This is a genomic window from Maridesulfovibrio zosterae DSM 11974, assembly GCF_000425265.1.
GTDB classification, from domain to species: domain Bacteria; phylum Desulfobacterota; class Desulfovibrionia; order Desulfovibrionales; family Desulfovibrionaceae; genus Maridesulfovibrio; species Maridesulfovibrio zosterae.
Genome location: NZ_AUDC01000010.1, coordinates 239,182 through 260,731 on the forward strand (window position 1 = coordinate 239,182; position 21,550 = coordinate 260,731).

The following is a 21,550-nucleotide window of genomic DNA, read 5'->3' on the forward strand; positions in this document are numbered from 1 at the left end:
GAATATTTCCGAGATATTTTCTACTTACCGCAACACTTCTTATACTTTTTACCACTACCGCACGGACAGCTTTCATTACGCCCGATTTTTGGTTCAGAACGACGTTTCGGTTTTTTCTTAGCTTCAGATTCACCTGAATCTGAGTATTCTAAATCATTCTGCTGCTCTTTGTGCTGAAACTCCTCTTCACGAACTTCAGTTTCAATACGCAAATGGCAAAGAGCACGAATAGTATTTTCCTTTATACGCCCGAGCATGTCCCGAAACATCTCAAAGCCTTCTCTTTTGTACTCATGCTTAGGATCTTTCTGTCCGTATCCGCGCAGACCGATACCCTCGCGGAGGTGATCCATGTTGAGCAAGTGTTCTTTCCAGTTTCTGTCCAAAGATTCAAGTAAAAAATAACGTTGAATCTCATGAAAATGATCTCCAGAACTTTCACTTAAGGTATTCAACAACTTACCGACCCAAGCTTCAAGTTTCTCTCTGGAAGGTAACTCTTCTTTAAATTCTTCATTACGACTGATGCCGAAAAGTTCATCCAAGCCAACTCGAACCATATCTTCTGTTTCTTGATCTAAAGGCCTACCTTTAGCTTCCTCAACAGGGTAGAAACAATCGTCAAAAATTTCTTCAACAAACTCGGCAGTCATATCAGACATATCAGTTGAATACATGACTTCACGGCGCAATGTGTAGATTACTTCGCGCTGCTGATTCATTACGTCATCATAATCAAGAAGCTGCTTACGAATTTCAAAGTTATGACCTTCAACTTTCTTCTGTGAGTTCTCAATGGCTTTTGTAACCATACCGTTTTCGATAGGCTCGCCTTCCTGCATACCCAGCTTATCCATAATTCCGGCAATACGCTCGGAACCGAACAGACGCATCAAGTCATCATCCAGAGCAAGATAAAAGCGTGTTGAACCAGGGTCACCCTGACGACCGGAACGTCCACGAAGCTGATTGTCGATACGGCGTGACTCATGGCGCTCAGTACCAATAATATGCAGCCCCCCAAGGTCTTTGACTCCTTCGCCCAGCACAATATCAGTACCACGGCCAGCCATATTGGTAGCGATGGTTACGTGCTTTTGATGACCTGCTTCAGCTACAATTTCAGCTTCCTGCTCGTGATGCTTAGCGTTAAGTACATTATGGGGAACTTTTCTTTTCTTAAGCAGTTCAGAAATAAGTTCTGATTTTTCAATTGAAACAGTACCTACAAGAACAGGCTGCCCCTGCTTATACTTTTCTTCAATATCCTTAGCGATGGCATTATATTTTTCACTCTGAGTCTTGTATATTGAATCCGGATGGTCAATACGGACCATCTTGCTATTAGTGGGGATAACAATAACTTCAAGATCATAAATCTGAGCAAACTCTACTGACTCAGTATCCGCAGTACCGGTCATACCGGACAATTTGTCATACATACGGAAATAATTCTGAAAAGTGATTGATGCCAGAGTCTGATTTTCAGACTCGACCTTAACGCCTTCTTTTGCTTCAAGAGCCTGATGCAGTCCATCTGAAAAACGTCTTCCCGGCATAAGACGACCGGTGAATTCATCAACGATGACAACCTGACCGTCTTTTACGATGTAATCAACATCACGTGAAAACAAATGATGAGCTTTGATACCCTGCATGATGTGGTGCTGAAAAGAGATGTGCTGAGAATCATATAAGTTATCGATGCCCAGAATCTTTTCACATTTGATAACACCATCATCGGTCATGGTGATAGAACGCCCTTTTTCATCAACTTCAAAATCTTCATCCTTTTTAAGTAAAGGAATCATTGAATTGACGCGTCCATACATTGAAGTAGCTTCATCAGAAGAACCGGAAATAATCAGCGGAGTACGGGCCTCATCAATAAGAATGGAGTCAACTTCATCGACTATGGCAAAATTAAGTTCACGCTGAACAAGCTGCTCTTTGTAGAACTTCATATTATCACGCAGATAATCAAAACCGAACTCATTGTTTGTACCGTAAGTGATGTCACAAGCATAAGCTTCCTGACGCTCTTCATCGGTCTGCCCATGAACAACTACGCCTACGCTGAGTCCTAGAAAATTATATAACTGCCCCATCCATTCAGCATCACGCTTGGCAAGATAGTCGTTAACGGTAATAAGGTGTACCCCTTTACCTGATAGAGCATTCAGGACAGCCGGAAGAGTTGCGACAAGGGTCTTACCTTCCCCGGTCTTCATTTCAGCAATACGACCGCTGTGCAGAACCATACCACCGACCATCTGTACATCGTAGTGACGCATCTTGAGGGAGCGCTTACCAGCTTCACGCACAAGAGCAAAAACTTCAGGCAGAAGGTCATCAAGGGATTTTCCAGCAGCTACTTCTTCTTTGAATTCCATGATCTTTTGAGGAATCTGCTCATCAGTGAGCTTTTCCATTTCAGGCTCATAGGAGCTGATCAAATCAATTTGCGGCTTAAGTTTTTTAATAAACCTGTCATTTCGTGAACCGAAAATTTTGGAAACAATCAAATTAAACATGTAGTAATAATCCTTTGTCATAGGCGGTAATAGCCGCAATTGTATTCATCTAAATAAAACGGATTCTATCTAATAAGTCTTCATTTCAAAATATCAAGCCAATGAGAGGCTAAATATTCATCTTTTGTCAGTGTGGCAAGCTGAATCACACAAGCGGAGCATCCAGTAAGAATATGTGCACCTGAATCAAGCCCGACAGTCAGTCTCTCCAGACAATGTTCGCCCACTTCTTTAGAAAGGTCAGGTGCAGCTAGTTGCATAATGCCGCCAAATCCACAACACAGATCATTTAGAACCGGACGTAGCCTGTCTCCGGCAATTTTTTCAAGAAGCAGTTGATCTGTATCCAACACAGGAGCATGGCAAGGTTTATGGTATACAATCTGTTTGGGACTGTTTTCAAGAAGCAGTACGTCAGCATCAAGCAACAATGAGGAAAGTAGTGTGAGCGATTGCTGCCACTTCTTGTACAGCTCATTATCACCGGAAAAATCGTCAAGAGAATATTCCTTTAACCCTTTAAGACAAGTAGTGCAAAAAATCAGAAGCAACGGAGACCCGGCATCTTTCCAAGCTCGAATATTTATTTTCCGGGATTCATTCTGACGCTCCAAAAGGCCTGCACTACCATAGGAGGAACCACAACAAACAAATTCAGGCTCTTCAGCCCTAAGCAGGCCCATACTGTTCATCAACCGATCAGCCTTTTTAATCCAATCATGGCGGGCATATTTCCCTACACATCCATTAAAAAGGACTACTCTCCTTTCTTCAAATTTTACTTGAGGAAAAATTTCTACCCAAGGCTCCAGCCCTGTAGCAAAAAGAGATTTCATACGTTTTTTAGCTGATCGGAAAGGCTCAGGCAGAACTTTCAAAGAAAACCTTGATAGCGCTGCTGCCATCGGCCATAGAATTCCAGGATTTGCGAGCCACAAATCCCAACAATTTTGCACAAACCCATTTGAACTTGACCGTAAAGCAGAAACAAACTCAGGCCCGGACATATGTTGCGGACAATTCTTGGCACATCGTCCACAGGAAAGGCATAACGACGCAAGTGATTTAAAATCCTTATCACTCAGTCCTTCGGAGGAATCAAGATTTTCCAAAAAGAACTTTGCTCTCGGCGTTAAATCTTCTCTTCCAGTAGCTTTAAAAAGAGGACAAACTTCAAGGCATTTCCCGCACTGAACACAGGCTCTTGGGGTGGCCATTAAACAACCTTCCCGGGATTCATTATATTATACGGATCAAACACTTTCTTAATGCCGGACATAAGCTTTAATTCTGTCTTTCCGAGCTGCATACCTATGAACTTGGCCTTTGTCAGTCCGATACCATGTTCTCCGGATAATGTTCCGCCAAGCTTCAAAGTATACTCAAAAATTTCTTTCTTGGCTTTAAGAGCTGCATCAGCCTGAACGGGAACCGATTTGTCGTGCATAACACTGACATGAATATTCCCATCACCAAGATGCCCGAAACAAAGAATAATCACCCCCAGCTTCCGGCCTATAGCGTGATAGCCTTCAATAGCCTTACCAACAGAACCACGGGGAACAGCAACATCTTCCCCCTGCTTATCCGGAGCAAGATTAAAAGCTGCGGGACTGATGACCCTGCGCAACTCCCAAAGCCGTTCCTGATCTCCTCCTGTTCCTTTCTCCATAAAAGTTACCGGAACATCTTTCAAGGCATCTTCAATTCTATTAATATCATTGGCTACAGCTTCTTTAGATCCGTCAATTTTAAGCAGTAATGCTCCGCATGTCCCTTTAGACCATGGAACATCTGAATGTATCTCAAGAGCATTTAAAGTATTGTGATCCATAAGCTCCATTGCCGTCGGCAGGATACCGCAACCAAACACAGCCTCAGCTCCCTGCAAACAACCTGATAAGTCCTTAAATCCAATCAACACTGAAGCAGAGGTTTCAGGAAGTGGAAGTAGCTTTAAAGTTGCCTGTGTAATCAGCCCCAAAGTTCCTGCGGAACCGACCATCAATCTTGTCAGATCGAGCCCGACAACATTTTTATGAGTCCGTCCCCCTGTATGAATGATTTCCCCTCCGGGAAGCACTGCTTCAAGCCCCAGCACGTAGTCACGGGTAACACCATATTTTACAGCGCGCATCCCCCCCGCACATGTGGATATATTGCCTCCGATAGTCGAGATTTTGATGCTGGCCGGATCAGGTGGATAAAACAAACCTTTATATTCTACAGCCTTCTGCAAATCAGAAGTAACCACTCCCGGTTCAACTACAGCAACAAAGTCTCTGGGATCAATATCCAAAATTCTGTTCATATCAAGTGTAGAAACGACCACACCATGCCTGACAGGCACACAGCCGCCGACTTTATTAGTTGCCCGCGCTCTCGGATAAACCGGAACTTGCTCCAGCTGCGCCCATTTAAGCAATTCCGAAATCTGCTCAACAGTCTTAGGGCGCACTAATGCTAGCGGCTTTGCATGTTTCCGACTCGCATCAACACCGCAGGCCAGCAATGCACCATCATCAAAACTGGACTGTTTTTCAGGAAATAAATCCTTCAGGAATTTTTTATGTAATCTGGATAATTTTTCAGGATATAGCTTCATTTGATCCACTTAGTGCCGAGAGGCTCCGCAGACGGACTTTCTGAGATGTTATTAAGACACTCTTCAAACTTATTATTAATATTCAACCTCTTGCAGGCTATTTTTCATTCCAGACTTTTTCAACGCATTCCAGCAATGATAAAACTATCGGATCTGATTTCTTTTTCTTATTAAATCCAAAATATAATCCCACTTCAATATGCCCACCCGGCCATATATACAAAGAGCTATTCTTTACGCCATCATCAGCTTCATCGTGACGCATTACGGTAAGACCGTTTTCAGACCGCACTAATGCATTGTGCGTATCCTCACTATCGGCAATCATAACCTTTGTTGCTTCAAGTCCTCTTGAAGAAAAAGCCTCTTCCAGCTTTACGTTGAATGAACATTCATCGGGTGTCCAAATCCACGGCAGCTTAGCTAACTCTTCCCAACTGGCATTTTCCATACGATCCTGCCACGATGCGGGTCCGACAACATTTAAAATTGTATTCTCCAGCAGAATTCCATCTACCTCTTCAGGCGCACAATTAGCATAAAAAAAACCACCATCCAGTTTCCGGGCAGCAATATCACTTCTAATAGTCCAAGTCGGTATCTGTACAAGATGCACACTCAAAGCAGAAAATTTTTCTTTGATACACTTAATGAGCTGTGGAGTCTTGAGATATATTGGAGATGTTTGCAGTCCAAGGCGGGCGACACCTGAAATTTCACCCTTGAAGCGTCGAGCCTCGTTCTCAAAAGTATCTACACTCTCTAAAACAACGCAAGCCTTTTCAAGCAGCACCTTACCCTCAGCTGTAGTTTGCATCCCCTTGGGCGTACGCAAAAAAAGGCGAACATCAAACTCTTCTTCAAGTGACTTGATATGCAGACTGATTGTTGACTGGCTGGCATGAAGACGCTTGGCAGCACGGGTCATATTCCCTTCTTCTGCCACGGCCACAAAAGTCTTTATTTGATATAATTCCATATTTTTAAATACCTTCACAGCAAAACTAGCATTTACTAAAGGTGGTATCGAAATTTTCAAAGAAGGGGTTCGATTATTCCCATTGGATTCAAAGCAGGAAAAGGTGCATATTTTTTTCAGTGACTACATGATTTATAAATTTTTTGTCACCAACAGGAGCAGTAAATATGAGTAGTATCAGCGCATTCGTAACAGAAATCTTCACCCCGGAAGACAGCGTAAATGGTCACAAGCATCTCGGTCCTGTAACAGGAACAGTAAAAACAATTTTCTGGATCGGTGCAGCAATGGTTTCAACCATTCTCATTTCCTGTCTCCAGTAAAAAAATAATGACTGTTTAATATGGCAGGTACTGCCTTATTAGCTGTCATAGTCCGCTCCTTGACGGACTAAAGTTATTATACTCTTATCATGCTTTCTCCACCAACCGGCAAGTGGTGGAAAAAAGATTTTACGGCTCGTCTACAGGCTAATAATTAGCCAGTTGGCGAGCCGTATCTTTTGCAATATCACGCCGCTTAAGTTCTTCCTTTCGGCTATGCACATTCTTACCTTTAGCCAGTGCAATCTGTAGCTTAATTTTTCCTCTCGCAAAATAAAGCTTAACTGGAATAACCGTAAGCCCTTTTTGCTCAGATTTGGCTTGCAATTTCATTATTTCATCAACATGGAGCAAAAGTTTACGTGCACGATCCGGATCATGTTGAGAATACCCTGCATGATCATAGGGAGCAATATGAATTCCAACCAGCCATGCTTCCCCATCCTTGAAATTGATATATCCATCATTGAAGCTGATCTGGCCTTTACGCAAAGATTTAACCTCTGTGCCAGTAAGGACCATGCCTGCTTCTATCGATTCAGTGAATTCGTAATTACGTCGAGCCTGCTTATTGACTGCAATAGCAGAAGGACTTTTCTTTTTTTTCTTAGCCATTTTTTAAATTAACCTGCGATATCGTCATTATCAAGAAGTGAAGCGAAAAAGGTCAACTCTTCAGGATATTTTTTATAAATATTTTCTGTTACAAGTCTATTGATTCTGGCCACGGTACGACAGCTGAGAACTTCCTTTAAAAGCTGCTTGCACTCCTGCATATTTAACTGGCGCAAAATTCTTTTAATTCCAGGAATAGCCTGAGGAGTAAGACTTAAGCTATCAACCTGCATTCCCATAAGAATAGGCACACAATATGGATCTGATGCAACTTCACCGCACAAGCTGACTCCGATACCTGCTCGATGACCGGCATCAACAACATATTTGATAGACCGCACAACTGCTGGATGCAGAGGCTGATATAGATAGGAAACATGCGGATTGGTTCGGTCAATTCCAATACTGTACTGAATAAGGTCGTTGGTACCAATACTGAAAAAATCTACTTCCTGCGCCAGAATTTCCGCAATCATAACAGCTGCAGGAAGTTCAATCATAACTCCGATAGGCATATTCTCATCAAAAGGGATACCTTCTTCACGGAGTTCCTGCTGTGCTCTTGTAATTGCAGACTTTGCCTGTAAAACTTCTTTCAGACCGCTGATCATAGGAAACATTATTGACACGTTTCCATGCACACTGGCCCGTAAAATAGCACGAAGCTGGATTCGGAACATATCCTGATGCTTCAGGCAAAAACGCATAGCACGCAATCCAAGGGCAGGATTAGCTTCGTCAAGAGACCCGAAATGAGACATAAATTTATCAGCACCGAGATCAAGGGTACGCAAAATAACTTTGCGCGGTGACATTATTGCTGCAAGCTCTGAATACTTTTCAGCAAGTTCTTCTTCGTCCGGCAAATCAGTACGGTTAAGATAGGCATACTCAGTACGGAACAGCCCAATACCTTCACCCCCATTATCAATAACAGCGGCAACTTCCTCGAACAATTCTATATTTGCATGAACATGAACTCGATATCCATCTTCTGTTTCAGCAGGCAGCTGACACCCTCGCATAATAGTCCGCTGATAATCATCAAACTGATTTTGCAGCGTATAATAATGTTCGAGTTCCTCATCAGAAGGATCTACAATCACTTTTCCGGCAAGACCGTCAATAATAACCAGATCACCGTCTACAACCGTATTTTCCAATTCCTCAGCTCCAACAAGAGCAGGGATATTTAAAGTACGGGCCAGAATGCCGGTGTGCGATGTCTTACCGCCAAGGGTGGTAACGAAAGCCATCAGTTTATTAACTTCAAGCTCAATCGTATCAGCTGGAGTAAGGTCATGAGCCATGAGTACAACGCGGCCTCTAACCGGACGCAGATTTGCCTCACCACCTATAAGCTTAGCCTGCACACGCAGAGCGACCTGCCTGACATCCTGCATACGCTCACGGATATATTTATCTTCAAGAGCCCCGAAAGCCTTTTCAAAATCATTTACAGCCTTATCCAAAGCCCATTCAGCATTAATGTTTAGATCATCCACATATTTGATTGCAGATTTCTGAAACTTAGGGTCCTTCAGCATCATCAAATGGGAATCAATAATCAACTGATGCTCTCTGAGCTCTTCAGGAACTTTTGCCCGAATAGCATCAAGTTCAGTAACAGCGTCAGCAAAGCCCTTGACCAACCGCTTTCTTTCGTCTTCAGCCATATGGCTTGGCACAGTCTGGCGAGGCAGTCTCGAAGAAAGACTACGATTCAAAAAAAAGGCTTTGCCTATGGCGATTCCTGTTGAGACGGAAATTCCGTTGACGACCGCTCTGGCCACTTATTTTTCCTCGCCGAATCTTGTTTTAAAAAGTTCTTCCAGACAATCAAGAGCCGCAACAGCATCTGAACCGTCAGCACGGAGTTCAAGGGTGCTTCCCTGTGCTGCTGCAAGAGTCAGAATATCGAGGATGCTTTTAGCATCCACTTCCTGCTCATCACAAACAACGGTAATTTCGGCCTCAAAACTCTGGGCTTCCTGTGCCAGACGAGCCGCCGGACGTGCATGAAGACCAAGCTGATTGGCTACAACTACTATCCGGGCCGCAATATCTCCAGATTCAGGAGAACCTTTACGCAGCGCACTATTTTCAATCATTTGTCCATAATCCTTTATATCTTAAATTCTTCAAAAGAGAAACTTATACAAATTTAATCAGCAGCAGCCCCAACACCACAACAGTTACTGCTACAATTTCCCTAGCAATTTTTCCGGTAGTGATAACCCATCCGAAAACACCCAAAATTGCAGCACCGCCATACCATTCGAAAGCATTCAGCGGTCTGGGCCAAAGCTGAAACCAGATCAGCAGTACTAAGAGACTATTGGCAAATTTAAGTCGCTCACCCCAGTTAATGAGATTCCAGCGCTTAAGTTCATCAAGAAATCCCAACCCTTTATGTAAACCTGACCAGAAAGTAAAAACTTTAAAAAGCTGCAAAAGCATAAAGGTACTTAAACCGAGTAGCATAGCCTGCGTATGAAGACCAGCCAGCAACAAGTTCACCGTTGCCAGTGCCCAAAAAATAAGTCCGCTACCGGCAAAAACTGAATCGCCAATGGCAGAAAGAGTATAACTTGTTGTATTCTTAAGCTTATCCAGCAATTGAACAGGAAACCGACCATCCCGGATCTGCACTTCTACAGAAAGAAAAATCGCCACCAGAAGCGGAGCCCAGAATGGATGGGAATTGTAATGCTTCACATATCTCTTTCGTGCAACAGCCAGCATAGCTGGGTCAGTATAAATGGCCTCAAGGCCCGGCTGCATGGCATAAGAAAAACCAATATTCTGCAATCCGCGAGTATTGAACCCCGCACCTACAAAATAAGTACGCAGGAAGCACCTGACAAAGGCCAGACCTAAAGACTTCTTCTCTGCTGTTGTTTTTTCCACGCTTTCCTGATCCTGCACGATCATTTAAGTCTTTCGGATACTATAATCTTCCCGAAAGCGTAAATGGACATAATGACCTTTACATTCCCTGATCGGAGCAATTTTAGTAAAATTAATATCAAATAGAAACTCTAACTTTCGCTAAGTCCCTTTTTTCTTTCGCTCACCTTTTCATAGACCGCTTTTGCTGTCCAGCCTTCTACCTTTTCAGCAATTCTTCTTGCGATGACTTTAGTTTTTTCACCTGACATCATTTCTGTATCAATCATTCGCAAAATACATTCTTCAGTTGCAGGTCCATTATTTACAGGGGGGCCCACAACCACTGTTATTTCACCCCGCAACTCTTCAGATATATCTTCCCACTCAGCAAGGTTACCGTAAATGAACTCTTCATAATCCTTTGTAAGTTCCCGGCAAATAGCAAATTCTCTATTCCCAAGAACTTCATAGGCCTGATGCATTGTTTCTCTTAGGCGTGATTTGCGCTCGAAAAAAACAATTGTTGCTCCAGTTTGGCCATAAACATCAAAAAGTTTACGCATCTGCCCTTCTTTTCTCGGCAGAAAGCCCAGAAAAGAGAACGGATAAGGAGGCAATCCACATCCGGACAGCGCTGTTACGGGAGCACTTGGACCGGGAACAGGCACAACCAGCACTCCATGTTCACGACATGCACGCACGACTCTGTAACCCGGATCACTCATAAGAGGAGTTCCAGCATCAGAGACCATTGCTGCATCTTTGCCTTCATCAAAATGGGCCAGCACCAGATCAAGACGTTTTTCTTCGTTATGCTCATGCAGACTGACAAATCTTTTCCCGCTAATACCAAGAGACTGAAAAAGTTTTCCGGTTCTGCGAGTATCTTCTGCAAAAATCAGGTCTGCGGAGGCTAAAACATCTTTGGCTCGCTGACTTATATCACCAAGGTTGCCAAGAGGAGTTGCCACCACCCATAAGGTCGGTGAGGTCGAATGCATTTTCTATATGTTCCGCTCTAAAGCCGTTTCCATCATCATTCACAATTACCAGATCAAACCTGCATGGTCTGTCCCATAAATCCATTGCCGAAAGATAGCGGGTCGCTGCCTTCACAAGTTTTTTCTGTTTAGCAACAGTCACCGCCTGAACCCCGGATTGAACATCGCTCCCAGCCCGGGTCTTCACTTCAACGAAAATTAATTCATCTGCATTTTCGCAGATTATATCCAGCTCCCACTGTTTCCAGCGCCAGTTACGCTGCCGGAGAGAATATCCCCTATTCTTTAGATAGCTGGCGGCGTAGTCTTCACCAGCATTGCCAAAATCTATATGCCTGGGAGACACATGCTTTCCTGTTTTTTTACTTTTTTATCAGGAAGAACGCCTTTGAACGTCACTCTGTGAATCAGACAAGGACCAAGTTCCCTGATAGCACCCAGATGAACCTTTGTCCCGTAACCTTTATGAACAGCGAAGCCATAGCCCGGATATCTTTTATCAAGTTGCACCATCAAGGAATCGCGAAAAGTTTTGGCTAAAATAGATGCTGCCGAGATTGCCGGAACCTTTAAATCACCTTTCACAACTGCTTCCTGCCTATAACCACTTTCTCTATTTAAATACTGGCTAGGAATAGTCTTATTTCCGTCTATCATCAACATCTGAGGCTTAGTCTTCAAATGCAAAACAGATCTGCCCATAGCCCTGAAAGTGGCCTGTAGGATATTTATTCTGTCCACTAACTGAGCACGGCTAACTCCTAAAGCCCAGCAGACAGCCTGCTCTTTGATAGCATCTGCCAACCGATCACGGGTCGCTTCATCTATTTTCTTTGAATCTGTCAGCCCCGGCAAATCATAATCCGCAGGTAAAATAACAGCACCAGCAACCACAGGCCCGGCCAGACATCCACGCCCCGCTTCATCGATGCCTGCCATGACTAAATCATCACAGGTCATTCCGGGCAGCATATTTCCATCCAATTTGGACCTCCGGCATTATGAATTGCTTAAAATTAAATATGTTAATTGTGAAGAGTATGATATCTTCACTTCCCGCAACTTATGTACTGTGATCAGCCACTTTCAAAAACTTCCCACCTAAAAAAAGTAAAAAAACCGTCTGACCCGAGCTATGTAAGTCCGGGAGAGACGGTTTTTAATACTATATTTGCGAACCATTGCCGGACATTTTGTCCAGCAGGGCGCAGCGCGAAGCTCAACGCTTCGGGGGCTACCAAGCCTGTTTGGACTTGATGCGTGCTGCTTTACCTTTAAGGCCACGCAGGTAGTAAATACGGCTACGACGTACTTTACCTTCAGAGACAACCTCTACACGTTCAATGTAGGGTGAATGTACGGAAAAAATACGTTCTACACCGATACCGTCAGACATCTTACGGACGGTGAAAGTGGAATCAGTGGTACCTTTACGGACACGCAGAACAGCACCCTGGAAAACCTGAATACGTTCTTTTTCACCTTCGATAATACGCAGGTGTACCTTTACAGTGTCACCTGCTTTGAAAGCAGGCATATCAAGACGCATGTGTTCGCGTTCGATCTTTGAAATTACGTTCATATCGCTACTCCTTATATAAATTCAATTTGCGGCATCCGAAGGCGGACTCTACCAGGCGTCTCCCAATAGCCTGTCAACCGTGATCGCCACCGCACTTCTTACTGATAAATGGTTGTATCCATCCATGAAGCGGATAGGTCTAATACTTCCCGCTGCCATTTCAAGAATTTCGGGAGCCAACCCGTGACCGGTACCAAAAACCAGCAACACCGGGTTATCGTTAAGTAACTCGCGGACTTTACCAATAGTAGTATCGCCTGCACCCCGTGCACTGGTTGTAACCAGTATCGGTTTTTTACCCGTTCCCGTCTCAATATGCTCCACCGCATCGAGCAGGGAATCTTTCACACTGGCCTTGGATAGAGCGGCGGCTCTGTCCGGGTTGAACTTGCTACCCGGTCCCGAGGTCCAGTGGGAAATAATTCTTTCAGCCAGTTTCTTCTGGTCCTCGATGGGAGTCACCGCGTAAAATCCACCGATTGAGTAAGAGCGGGAAACGCGGGACATATCGTGAATATCGAGGTTTGTCAAAGAAACAGCGGCTTTTTCGCCAAATTTATTTAGCACCGGATAATGCACTAAAGCCATATAAAGATTTTTTCCCAAACGTTTTCGGGGTATTGTGCGCAAATAATGCACATCATCTTTTTTTAGGCCATCAGCTTCCGCTAAAATTTCAGGACGCGATTCCAAGGTCGCATCCAAAGACTCTTTGCGTCGCCATTCTTCAATCCGAGCATGATTTCCAGATGAGAGAACTTCCGGCACATCCCGGCCTCCGTATTGCACAGGACGAGTGTAATGCGGATACTCAAGAAGACCGGCTGAAAAACTTTCCTCTGTACCTGATTCGGCATGCCCCATAAAGCCGGGCAGAAGACGAGCTACAGCTTCAACAAGACACATAGCCCCGGCTTCTCCACCGTTAAGCACAAAATCTCCTACAGAGACGAGCTCAACGGGAAAAATATCTTCAAAGCGTGCATCGATCCCTTCATACCTTCCGCAGACGAGGGTCAATTCCTCTTCTCTGGAAAGCTCCACTGCCATTTTCTGATTCAAAGGTCTACCCTTGGGAGAAAGCATTATCAGCCTTTTACCCTTGGCACATCCACCTTCTTTTGCAGGTTTGATCCCCACAGAATCCAGAGCCCTGGCAATTGGATCAATAAACATGACCATTCCCGGGCCACCGCCGTAAGGCCGATCATCAACGCTTTTATGTTTGTCCGTGGCGAACTCACGTGGATCCACTTTTTCGAAAGAAACAATCTCTTTCTCAATAGCCTTACTCATAAGGCCGTGGGATAACGGAGAGTCAAAGAACTCAGGAAAAAGTGTAACCAGATTAAATTTCACTAATGCACCGGATAGTTATAGAAATAGAATTAAATCCTATTTCTTTTTTTCTTTAAGATAGAGGTCAAGCAAACCTTCCGGCGGATCAATCACAACCTTTTCCGCATCTAAGTCCACAGACAACACAAATTCCTCAACAGCTGGAAAAAGGATTTCCTTTCCATCTGAAGCTGTAATCACCCAAGTCTCTTGACCGGGTGCGAGAATAAAGTTCGAAATGGTTCCAATCACAGTGGAATCATCAAGCTCCACACTCATACCTTCAAGCTCGTGCATGTAAACTTCATCATCCTCAACCTGAGGAAGATCAGCTTCACGAACCATTACTTCCATGCCACGCAGTGCATCTGCCTGATCACGTCCATCAATACCCTTGAAGGTTACGAGTATGCGCCCCTTGTGCCTCCGAGAAGACTGCACAACAAAACGACGGGGTTTCTGCCCTTTCTTAGCCAGATAAAGGCAGGGTACCTCGTCGAAAAGTAAAGGGGAGTCCGCATGGGAATCGATGCAAACTTCCCCCCTGAGACCATGTGATTTGACCACCTCGGCAACTAAGAGCATATCCACAGCAGCCTACCGGTTTGGTCTGGTTCGTTTAAAAGCCTATTCCAGAATTTCCAGAACAGAGCGTTTTCTCACCTTGGTTGAGGCTGCACCAAGAAGGGTTCTCATCGCACGAGCTGTGCGTCCCTGCTTGCCGATAACCTTACCTAAGTCTTCTTTTGCGACTTTAAGCTCGATCACGGAAGTCTGCTCCCCTTCTATCTCGGTGACAACAACTTCATCCGGACTGTCAACAAGCGATTTCGCAATGTATTCTACTAAATCCTTCAACATGCCAACAACCTCCGCTTCTGATTTCGTGTGTGTACCGTGAGTAGTGAAGAAGAATTCGAACCGTAGTGAGAACGAACCCTAAGAATTTGCTTTAAGAAGAGATTTCACAGTATTACTAGGTTCTGCGCCTCTCTCAAGCCACTTCTCTACTTTTTCCTTGTCAATGTTAAGCTCAATAGGCTCAACCATCGGATTGTAATAACCGCAGAAATCCAAAGGACGACCGTCACGTCTGGTTTCGCTGTTAATTGCTACAATACGGTAAAAAGGGCGCTTCTTGGAGCCCATACGGGTCAATCTGAGTTTAATAGCCATTGTCTAATTTCCCCCATATAATCTTAAATTAAGTGGTTCGTTAATAAATTGCAAGCACATGCTCACGAAAAGTTACTTCTTCTTCTTTTTGCGAGCCTGCTTTTTGAGCTTATTCTTCTTGCGGGCCTGAAGGGTTTTCTTGCTTTTAGCCTTAGCGGGCTGAGCCATTGCGCCCATTCCGTCAAGACCTTCCATGCCTTCCATCCCTGGTATACCGGGCATTCCCGGCATTCCAGCACCGCCACCTAGTCCGGGCATTCCGGGCATATTCGGCATCTGAGGCATTTTGCCTTTTCCGCCTTTTCCGCCCATCATTTTTTTCATCATCTTGCTCATCTGATCAAAATTTTTGAGCATCTGATTGACTTCCTGAATATCTACACCAGACCCCTTTGCAACCCTTTGCCTGCGGCTGGGATTGATTATCTTGGGATTCTTGCGTTCTTCCATAGTCATGGACGAGATGATGGCTTCTATCCTGTTCAGTTCCTTGTCCGGGATCTCCATATCGCCAAGCTGCTTGGTCAACTTGCCGAGTCCGGGAATCATTTTCATGATTGATCCCATGGAACCTATCTTCTTCATTCTGCGCATCTGGGTGCGAAAGTCCTCAAGGTCAAATTGAGCCTTGCGAAACTTCTCAGTCAGCTTTTCAGCTTCTCCCTCTTCCATCACAGACTGGGCTTTCTCAATCAGGGACAGTACATCCCCCATACCGAGAATTCTTGATGCTGCCCGATCCGGATAAAAGAGTTCCAATTCGGAGAGTTTTTCACCCATACCGACGAATTTAACTGATTTACCGGTAACTGACTTAATGGAGAGAGCCGCACCGCCTCGGGCATCACCATCCATTTTTGTAAGAACTACACCGGTTACACCAAGTTTATCGTCGAAGGTGGAAGCAACATTGACAGCGTCCTGACCTGTCATTGCGTCAGCCACAAAAAGTATTTCATCGGGAGTGCATTCGCTTTTGATAGATGCAAGTTCATCCATCAAAAGTTCATCAATATGCAGCCGCCCGGCAGTATCGAAAAGCAGAACATCACATCCTGCGTCTTCCGCTTTGCTTATTGCATCACGACAGATATCCACTGGATTCATTCCGGTAGTGGATGGATAAACTGGCATATCCAGCTGTTTTCCCAGCACATTCAGCTGTTCAATAGCAGCAGGACGATAAACGTCAGCAGGAACAAGGTAAGGCTTGAACTTTTTACGGCGCAGATACAAGGCAATCTTCGCAGAAGAAGTTGTTTTACCAGCCCCCTGAAGGCCGACCATCATAATTTTGGAAATCTTACCTTTGGTAAGGTTAAGACCTTCCTGCTCGCCACCGAGCAGTTCCGTAAGCTCGTCATTAACAATTTTAATGACCTGCTGTCCCGGAGAAAGGCTTTTCTGGACCTCCTGACCGAGAGCACGCTCCTTTACCGTCTCTACAAAATCTTTGACGACTTTATAGTTTACGTCTGCTTCGAGAAGAGCAAGGCGCACTTCACGCATGCCGGCCTGAATGTTTTTCTCATCCAGTCGGCCCTGCCCCTTGAAATTCTTAAAGGCTTCGGAAAGTCTATCTGATAGGCTGTCGAACAATTGTCTTACTCCGCCGGTTCTACATTTCAAAGCAAAATGATCTTGAAAACTCCACCCTTTCTCGATCAATAGTAATTGCGTAAAGAAAGGGGTTGTCTGTTAAGGCTTTTAACACTTCAAGTCAAGTGAAGACTAATATCAACTTTTCAGAAAATGACAAACATTTATCTTGCAGCACAAAAAATTATCACCTTATTTCTTGCCTTTCATTGCAATAAACCTCTAGAGTTCAATAATATAAAACACTGTCAGCACGGCCTTTAAGGAGGAATGAAATGCCAAATATAGTAAAAGCTGAAGAATTTCACCTGGTAGACCCTATGGGCAGGGTCAGATCTAAGATATATATTTCCAATGAAGGAAAAGTAGTTGCTGATATATTCGATTCATCAGGACAACTGTCTAACCGTGTGGATTTGCAAAAAACTCAAATTTCAGGTCCTACACATCAGCAAAGTATAAAATCAGATCAAAAAGAAACATTATCGGAATGGCACTCCAGAGTTGCGAACGAAGTGCAACTTTCTCAATCCAAACTTCATGTAGGCTCATACAAAATTTATATTGATTTTGTTGAAAACAATACCAATGCAAACGCCAAGTACCTTAATGAGGTTATTGAAATTTCCGGTGAAATAGTTGATGTTTCGACTAAAGACTATGGAAATCTGCGCATCGGCCTTAAAGGCATTTCCAACTTCACAGCTGAAGTAATCTGTCACTTTACAGAACAACAGACAACGGTAGTGAGTAATCTGAAGCCAGGCTTAAAAGTCCGGGTCAAAGGTAAATGTACAGAATACGTTAATAAACGAGTCAAAATATGGGGCTGTCAGATAATCTAGTGTCAGATTCTGTTCGCAAAAAAATTGTGCCCCGCAATTACTAAGGGAAACAAAATGACTGCAGCTGACACATCCAGAAAATTGATACAGTACACCGCTGAGACATGCGTTGACTGCGGATTATGCGTCGCCCAATGCGCCTTCCTAAAAAGCACAGGCTCTCCCCTGCATATTGCACAGGAAATCCTTACTTCATCCAATACACATAGCAACGCTGCAACATGTGCATATGACTGTTCCATGTGCAAACTTTGCTCCGCGGTATGTCCTGTTGATGCAAGGCCGGCTGAAATGCTCACAGAACTGCGTAACTACGTTCAGTCCTGCAATCTTTTTGATCTCAAAAAATACTCCCCGCTTCTCAGCTATGAGAAATCAGGCCGTAGATTTCCATTCAAGGACAGCATCATACCGAAAGGATGTGATACAGCTTTTTTCCCAGGCTGCACTCTCCCAGCACTTTTCCCAACTGCAACAATAGCTGCATACTCATCTCTCAAATATAAAGATAAAAAATTAGGCCTGATTTTAGACTGCTGTTCAAAGCCGTCAAAAATGCTTGGCCTGAAAGAGTTACACGGCATAGCTATAACTGAACTGTCTGACAGGATCACAAAACACGGGATAAAGAGAATATTAACCGGTTGCCCCAACTGCCACATGACCTTAAAAGAATTCAGCCCAGCATTCGAAGTCATTTCTATTTATGAAGAACTGTACAACCTTAATATTACTACAGTCACCCCTTATATATCCGAAATTACCATTCATGACCCGTGTGTCACCCGCTATGAAGACAATATTCACAATTGTATTAGAAACCTCCTTACTCGTGCTGGCATTAGAATCACCGAGATGAAGCATAGTAAACGCAAAACAGTTTGCTGTGGCGAAGGAGGAGCGCTGTCTTTTCATAATCCAGATTATGCTGACAACTGGTCTGAAAAAAGAATTACTGAAGCGCAAAAAACAAATCTACCCATGGGTACCTACTGCGCAGGGTGTGTAAACTTTCTTTCTCCCAACTACCCAACAACACACATTCTTGACCTCCTTATGGTTAAGCGGAAAGAGATACCTAAACCAGTTCAATTTCCATTTAATTATGCCAATAGACTACTGCTTAGATGCTCAGCACGACTGAAATAATTTTTTTTACTTTCAACTCTTCTAATCCTTTAAGGTTCGATGTAACACACAAGTCAATGAATTCAGACAATACAACCATTACAGCTTCCGAATTTCCTATTGCGCTACTCAGTCTAGGATTGCCACTGATGATTGCAGCCTTCAACCTGAGCGGAACAGTTGCGCCATTTAATTTAGCCGATATTTTAGTAACAGGACTGGCAGTATTTGGACTTCTTGCAGAACCATTTAAAAACAAAAGAAAACAGATTACTCCCGTCTGGTTCAATATAGGAATACCATCCCTGCTTATTGTCTGGATATCATATAGTTTCTTTACAAAACTGACCCATCCACTGACCGAAACAATTCCTTTTCTTATGGAAGCCCGCCCTCTGCTATACTTAATTGTAGCGGCTCTTTGGGTATCCATTTTCACCCCCCCCCAACCAAGACAGATCGCTTTCTGGTCCGGTTGGCTGGCGCTATTTATTTGTGCAGAATTCCTCTATCATCAATTTGGGGAGAACATTTCCATACAGCCACATTTCTTAGGCAATTATACACTGACAGGACCGATACTGCTCATGGGGTTATGCGCAACTCTACACAACACCAGCGAAAACAGATTTACCCGCATTCTTATCCTTGCAGGGATATTTTGCAGCCTTGAAAGGGACATATCTTTTGCAGCAGTGACAGTTATGCTCCTATTTGGGCCTAAAGGAATTTTAAAGAAATTGATTCTTGTGCTGCTGCTACTCGTCTTCAATTATATTTCATTAATTCCGCAAGACATGTCTCTTCTAAGCCGCACAGATCTTCCAAACTATTGGATCTGGTTTTCATCTCTGGGACTTTTAGCAAACAATCCTTCACTTCTGCTAACAGGGTTCCCTCTCTCTGTCCCTTTGCCGCTCAACATTCCGGCATCTCTTTGGAATATTTGGAATGAGCAACATTTTGTATGGAGCGGCTTAGGAATATATCTTTTTCATTTAACTCCGTTTTGGCTCCACATCCTGACAACTTGGGGACTAGGCGGAATTTGTGCAATTGCCGCTACTGCAACAATTTTAATACGACGCTACCCCTCTGACATGCTTGCTTCACTTATCAGTATCGTCATTATTACGGGCTTTTTTTCACCAATCATTTATGCCCCTGCAACAGGTGTTGTTTTTTTCATGGTTATTATCAGTGCCACACAGCCAGAAATTCAGTCTTTTAAATTTGAATAGGATAATTCTAATTCTTATCAAATAGTCTACTGAGATCAAATTGCCCCTAGCTCACCGTCTTATACATATGCATAGTAATCTTTATGCATGCCCGCTTATCGTTTTAAGTTCAGAAGAACAACTTCCCTTAAGCCTCATATACGAATCAATTTAAACCTTTTTATACGTAGTACCGCAACGGTATCCCTTTTTTGAATCGGCTTTTTCCATATTCATGTCGTGTATTTTTTATCATGACATGAATACAAAATCACTTTGATATCTTTTTGTATTACTTAAGTAATACATTTTAAGTACAAATAGAAATCTTTTTAATAATATTAAATACCTATTTTATAGTTTAATCATAATCTTTATGTATAAATATTAATTTCAATTTGTATTACAAATGTATTGACAAAAAATTTTTTTCTGGCAAAACTCTTATCAAATGAAGCACACAGAGCAGGTAAATGAGCAGAAAAGTTAAATCAGTAAGAGTTCCTTCAGAGCTGGGAAGTCTTAATCTTTCAAAGCTAATCAGGGAATTTGAGAACTACCTCAGAGACCTTGAATCTGCTTCATTACTTAATCAGGAAGGAAATCCTGACGCGGCTAAAGCCTTGATCAAAACTCGACAGGTGGATCTAGGAAAAAGAATTGCGAAAATGATATGGGAAGCTAAGACTGAATATGTTAAAATGAAGTAGACATGGTTTTTGTATTACATCTTGAAAATAAATTGTAATACAGACATATTATAGTTGTAAAAAATCAGAGTTAAGAAATGAAGCCCAAGAAAGTCAGTGAAAGTAGAACGCTTATGACCTACAGAGTGCTTCCGCAAGACACAAACCCGGCAGGAAATCTGCACGGAGGGGTCCTGCTCAAGCAACTGGATCTGGTGGCAGCTACCTGCGCAATGCGCCATGCACGTAAGCCTGTTGTTACGGCATCAATTGATCGTATGAATTTTCTTCGTCCAGCATATGTGGGAGAACTCATTAACCTGCATGCCAATGTAAATATGGTTGGCAGGACATCCATGGAAATTGGAGTACGGGTTGAAGCGGAAAATTTACTAACAGGAGAGTTGAGACACACCAACTCAGCATACCTGACCTTTGTGGCCATGGGCGAAAACGGTCGCCCGACAACCGTCCCTCCAATTATTCTGGAAAGCGGTGTGGACCACAGACGTAATCGCGAGGCCTTGGAGCGCAGGGCAGTGCGCAAGGCCGAGCGACAGCGTGAAAGTGCATCCGAACAAGCGGAGCAAGAACAGTTAAGACCTTAAAACACAGCTCGAAAATGCGGACATCGTCCAAAGTCATCCGAACTCCGCATTTTGCATCTGTAAAAGATTGCAAGCTACTCCGAGTCTGGTTTCTCGCCGGGAGCTCCACCCTCCCGGCAAAATTTCGGCAGCCTGCTCCTAAAGCATCCGGCCAAGATTAACCCGGTCTTCGCCGGATACAACGCCTTTTTCAACACCATAAAGGCCGGTAAGCCCCCGTTTTCGATAAATCGAAACGGGGGCTTTCCACTTTTATTGTGTTCTCTAACTTTCAGTAATTCTTAAATACTGCGTATTAGTTGGACAGCTCCCCCGTTCCTACCTCTCAATCAAAACACGCCCACTCGTTGACACATTTTTTAATTATGTATACCTCAGATGCATATACATTTAAAATTAATTCACCAAACACATAA

At 43.5% G+C, this 21,550-nt stretch carries 23 protein-coding genes; 6 read left to right on the forward strand and 17 right to left on the reverse strand.

Annotation, left to right across the window (positions count from 1 at the left end; genetic code table 11):
- Positions 1 to 20: 20 nt before the first annotated feature.
- The 4 genes from secA to H589_RS0101765 all read right to left on the reverse strand — a co-directional run bounded on the left by secA (position 21) and on the right by H589_RS0101765 (position 6,118).
- On the reverse strand, positions 21 to 2,534 hold the full coding sequence (secA, locus tag H589_RS0101750) for a preprotein translocase subunit SecA (protein WP_027720425.1): 2,514 nt from the start codon (positions 2,532 to 2,534) through the stop codon (positions 21 to 23).
- A gap of 80 nt (positions 2,535 to 2,614) precedes the next feature.
- Positions 2,615 to 3,751: a (Fe-S)-binding protein gene (locus tag H589_RS0101755; protein ID WP_027720426.1), complete on the reverse strand. Its 1,137-nt coding sequence runs from the start codon at positions 3,749 to 3,751 to the stop codon at positions 2,615 to 2,617.
- Positions 3,751 to 5,139, reverse strand: a complete 1,389-nt coding sequence (locus H589_RS0101760) for an FAD-binding oxidoreductase (protein ID WP_027720427.1) — start codon at positions 5,137 to 5,139, stop codon at positions 3,751 to 3,753. The genes H589_RS0101755 and H589_RS0101760 overlap by 1 nt, the downstream gene beginning before the upstream one ends.
- A 97-nt stretch (positions 5,140 to 5,236) precedes the next feature.
- Positions 5,237 to 6,118, reverse strand: coding sequence for a LysR family transcriptional regulator (locus tag H589_RS0101765; RefSeq protein WP_027720428.1), 882 nt, complete (start codon positions 6,116 to 6,118; stop codon positions 5,237 to 5,239).
- 167 nt (positions 6,119 to 6,285) lie between these two features.
- Here H589_RS0101765 and H589_RS20870 point away from each other — a divergent pair, with 167 nt between their 5' ends.
- Positions 6,286 to 6,441, forward strand: a complete 156-nt coding sequence (locus H589_RS20870; protein WP_169433097.1) for a hypothetical protein — start codon at positions 6,286 to 6,288, stop codon at positions 6,439 to 6,441.
- Positions 6,442 to 6,588: 147 nt separating this feature from the next.
- Here H589_RS20870 and smpB read toward each other — a convergent pair whose 3' ends face one another.
- The 13 genes from smpB to ffh all read right to left on the reverse strand — a co-directional run bounded on the left by smpB (position 6,589) and on the right by ffh (position 16,644).
- Entirely contained in the window at positions 6,589 to 7,056 is a 468-nt protein-coding gene (gene smpB / locus H589_RS0101775; protein ID WP_027720429.1) for an SsrA-binding protein SmpB, read from the reverse strand.
- 8 nt (positions 7,057 to 7,064) lie between these two features.
- Positions 7,065 to 8,849 carry a phosphoenolpyruvate--protein phosphotransferase gene (gene ptsP / locus H589_RS0101780; protein ID WP_027720430.1) on the reverse strand — a complete coding sequence of 595 codons (1,785 nt, stop codon included), beginning with the start codon at positions 8,847 to 8,849 and terminating at the stop codon, positions 7,065 to 7,067.
- On the reverse strand, positions 8,850 to 9,167 hold the full coding sequence (locus H589_RS0101785; RefSeq protein ID WP_027720431.1) for an HPr family phosphocarrier protein: 318 nt from the start codon (positions 9,165 to 9,167) through the stop codon (positions 8,850 to 8,852). It lies immediately after the preceding gene.
- A 43-nt stretch (positions 9,168 to 9,210) separates the two neighbouring features.
- Entirely contained in the window at positions 9,211 to 9,966 is a 756-nt protein-coding gene (locus H589_RS0101790) for a PTS system mannose/fructose/sorbose family transporter subunit IID (protein ID WP_084146850.1), read from the reverse strand.
- A gap of 131 nt (positions 9,967 to 10,097) precedes the next feature.
- The gene (rsmI, locus tag H589_RS0101795) at positions 10,098 to 10,949 is read right to left on the reverse strand and encodes a 16S rRNA (cytidine(1402)-2'-O)-methyltransferase (RefSeq protein WP_027720433.1); all 852 of its coding nucleotides are present in this window, start codon (positions 10,947 to 10,949) and stop codon (positions 10,098 to 10,100) included.
- On the reverse strand, positions 10,891 to 11,295 hold the full coding sequence (locus H589_RS0101800; protein ID WP_027720434.1) for a YraN family protein: 405 nt from the start codon (positions 11,293 to 11,295) through the stop codon (positions 10,891 to 10,893). Before H589_RS0101800 ends, rsmI begins: the two co-directional genes overlap by 59 nt.
- The gene (locus tag H589_RS0101805) at positions 11,277 to 11,933 is read right to left on the reverse strand and encodes a ribonuclease HII (RefSeq protein ID WP_027720435.1); all 657 of its coding nucleotides are present in this window, start codon (positions 11,931 to 11,933) and stop codon (positions 11,277 to 11,279) included. Before H589_RS0101805 ends, H589_RS0101800 begins: the two co-directional genes overlap by 19 nt.
- 250 nt (positions 11,934 to 12,183) lie before the next feature.
- Positions 12,184 to 12,531, reverse strand: coding sequence for a 50S ribosomal protein L19 (rplS, locus tag H589_RS0101810; RefSeq protein WP_027720436.1), 348 nt, complete (start codon positions 12,529 to 12,531; stop codon positions 12,184 to 12,186).
- 48 nt (positions 12,532 to 12,579) lie between these two features.
- Positions 12,580 to 13,890, reverse strand: a complete 1,311-nt coding sequence (gene trmD / locus H589_RS0101815) for a tRNA (guanosine(37)-N1)-methyltransferase TrmD (RefSeq protein WP_027720437.1) — start codon at positions 13,888 to 13,890, stop codon at positions 12,580 to 12,582.
- Positions 13,891 to 13,926: 36 nt separating this feature from the next.
- Positions 13,927 to 14,454 carry a ribosome maturation factor RimM gene (gene rimM, locus H589_RS0101820; protein WP_035074892.1) on the reverse strand — a complete coding sequence of 176 codons (528 nt, stop codon included), beginning with the start codon at positions 14,452 to 14,454 and terminating at the stop codon, positions 13,927 to 13,929.
- 42 nt (positions 14,455 to 14,496) lie between these two features.
- The gene (locus H589_RS0101825; RefSeq protein ID WP_027720439.1) at positions 14,497 to 14,730 is read right to left on the reverse strand and encodes a KH domain-containing protein; all 234 of its coding nucleotides are present in this window, start codon (positions 14,728 to 14,730) and stop codon (positions 14,497 to 14,499) included.
- 78 nt (positions 14,731 to 14,808) lie between these two features.
- Complete coding sequence (gene rpsP / locus H589_RS0101830; protein WP_027720440.1) at positions 14,809 to 15,045, reverse strand: 30S ribosomal protein S16; 237 nt, start codon at positions 15,043 to 15,045, stop codon at positions 14,809 to 14,811.
- 72 nt (positions 15,046 to 15,117) lie between these two features.
- Positions 15,118 to 16,644, reverse strand: coding sequence for a signal recognition particle protein (ffh, locus tag H589_RS0101835; RefSeq protein WP_027720441.1), 1,527 nt, complete (start codon positions 16,642 to 16,644; stop codon positions 15,118 to 15,120).
- A 275-nt stretch (positions 16,645 to 16,919) separates the two neighbouring features.
- On the opposite strand from ffh, the gene H589_RS0101840 reads away from it, so the two are divergent.
- The 5 genes from H589_RS0101840 (at position 16,920) to H589_RS0101860 (ending at position 21,134) form a co-directional block, all read left to right on the forward strand.
- Positions 16,920 to 17,489, forward strand: a complete 570-nt coding sequence (locus H589_RS0101840) for an OB-fold protein (protein ID WP_027720442.1) — start codon at positions 16,920 to 16,922, stop codon at positions 17,487 to 17,489.
- Between the two features lie 54 nt (positions 17,490 to 17,543).
- A complete protein-coding gene (locus H589_RS0101845) occupies positions 17,544 to 18,638 on the forward strand; it encodes a (Fe-S)-binding protein (protein WP_027720443.1) in 1,095 nt (364 codons plus the stop codon).
- A 56-nt stretch (positions 18,639 to 18,694) separates the two neighbouring features.
- Positions 18,695 to 19,858, forward strand: a complete 1,164-nt coding sequence (locus tag H589_RS0101850) for a hypothetical protein (protein WP_027720444.1) — start codon at positions 18,695 to 18,697, stop codon at positions 19,856 to 19,858.
- Between the two features lie 452 nt (positions 19,859 to 20,310).
- Positions 20,311 to 20,547: a hypothetical protein gene (locus tag H589_RS0101855; RefSeq protein WP_027720445.1), complete on the forward strand. Its 237-nt coding sequence runs from the start codon at positions 20,311 to 20,313 to the stop codon at positions 20,545 to 20,547.
- 77 nt (positions 20,548 to 20,624) lie between these two features.
- Positions 20,625 to 21,134, forward strand: a complete 510-nt coding sequence (locus H589_RS0101860; RefSeq protein WP_027720446.1) for an acyl-CoA thioesterase — start codon at positions 20,625 to 20,627, stop codon at positions 21,132 to 21,134.
- Positions 21,135 to 21,550 lie beyond the last annotated feature (416 nt).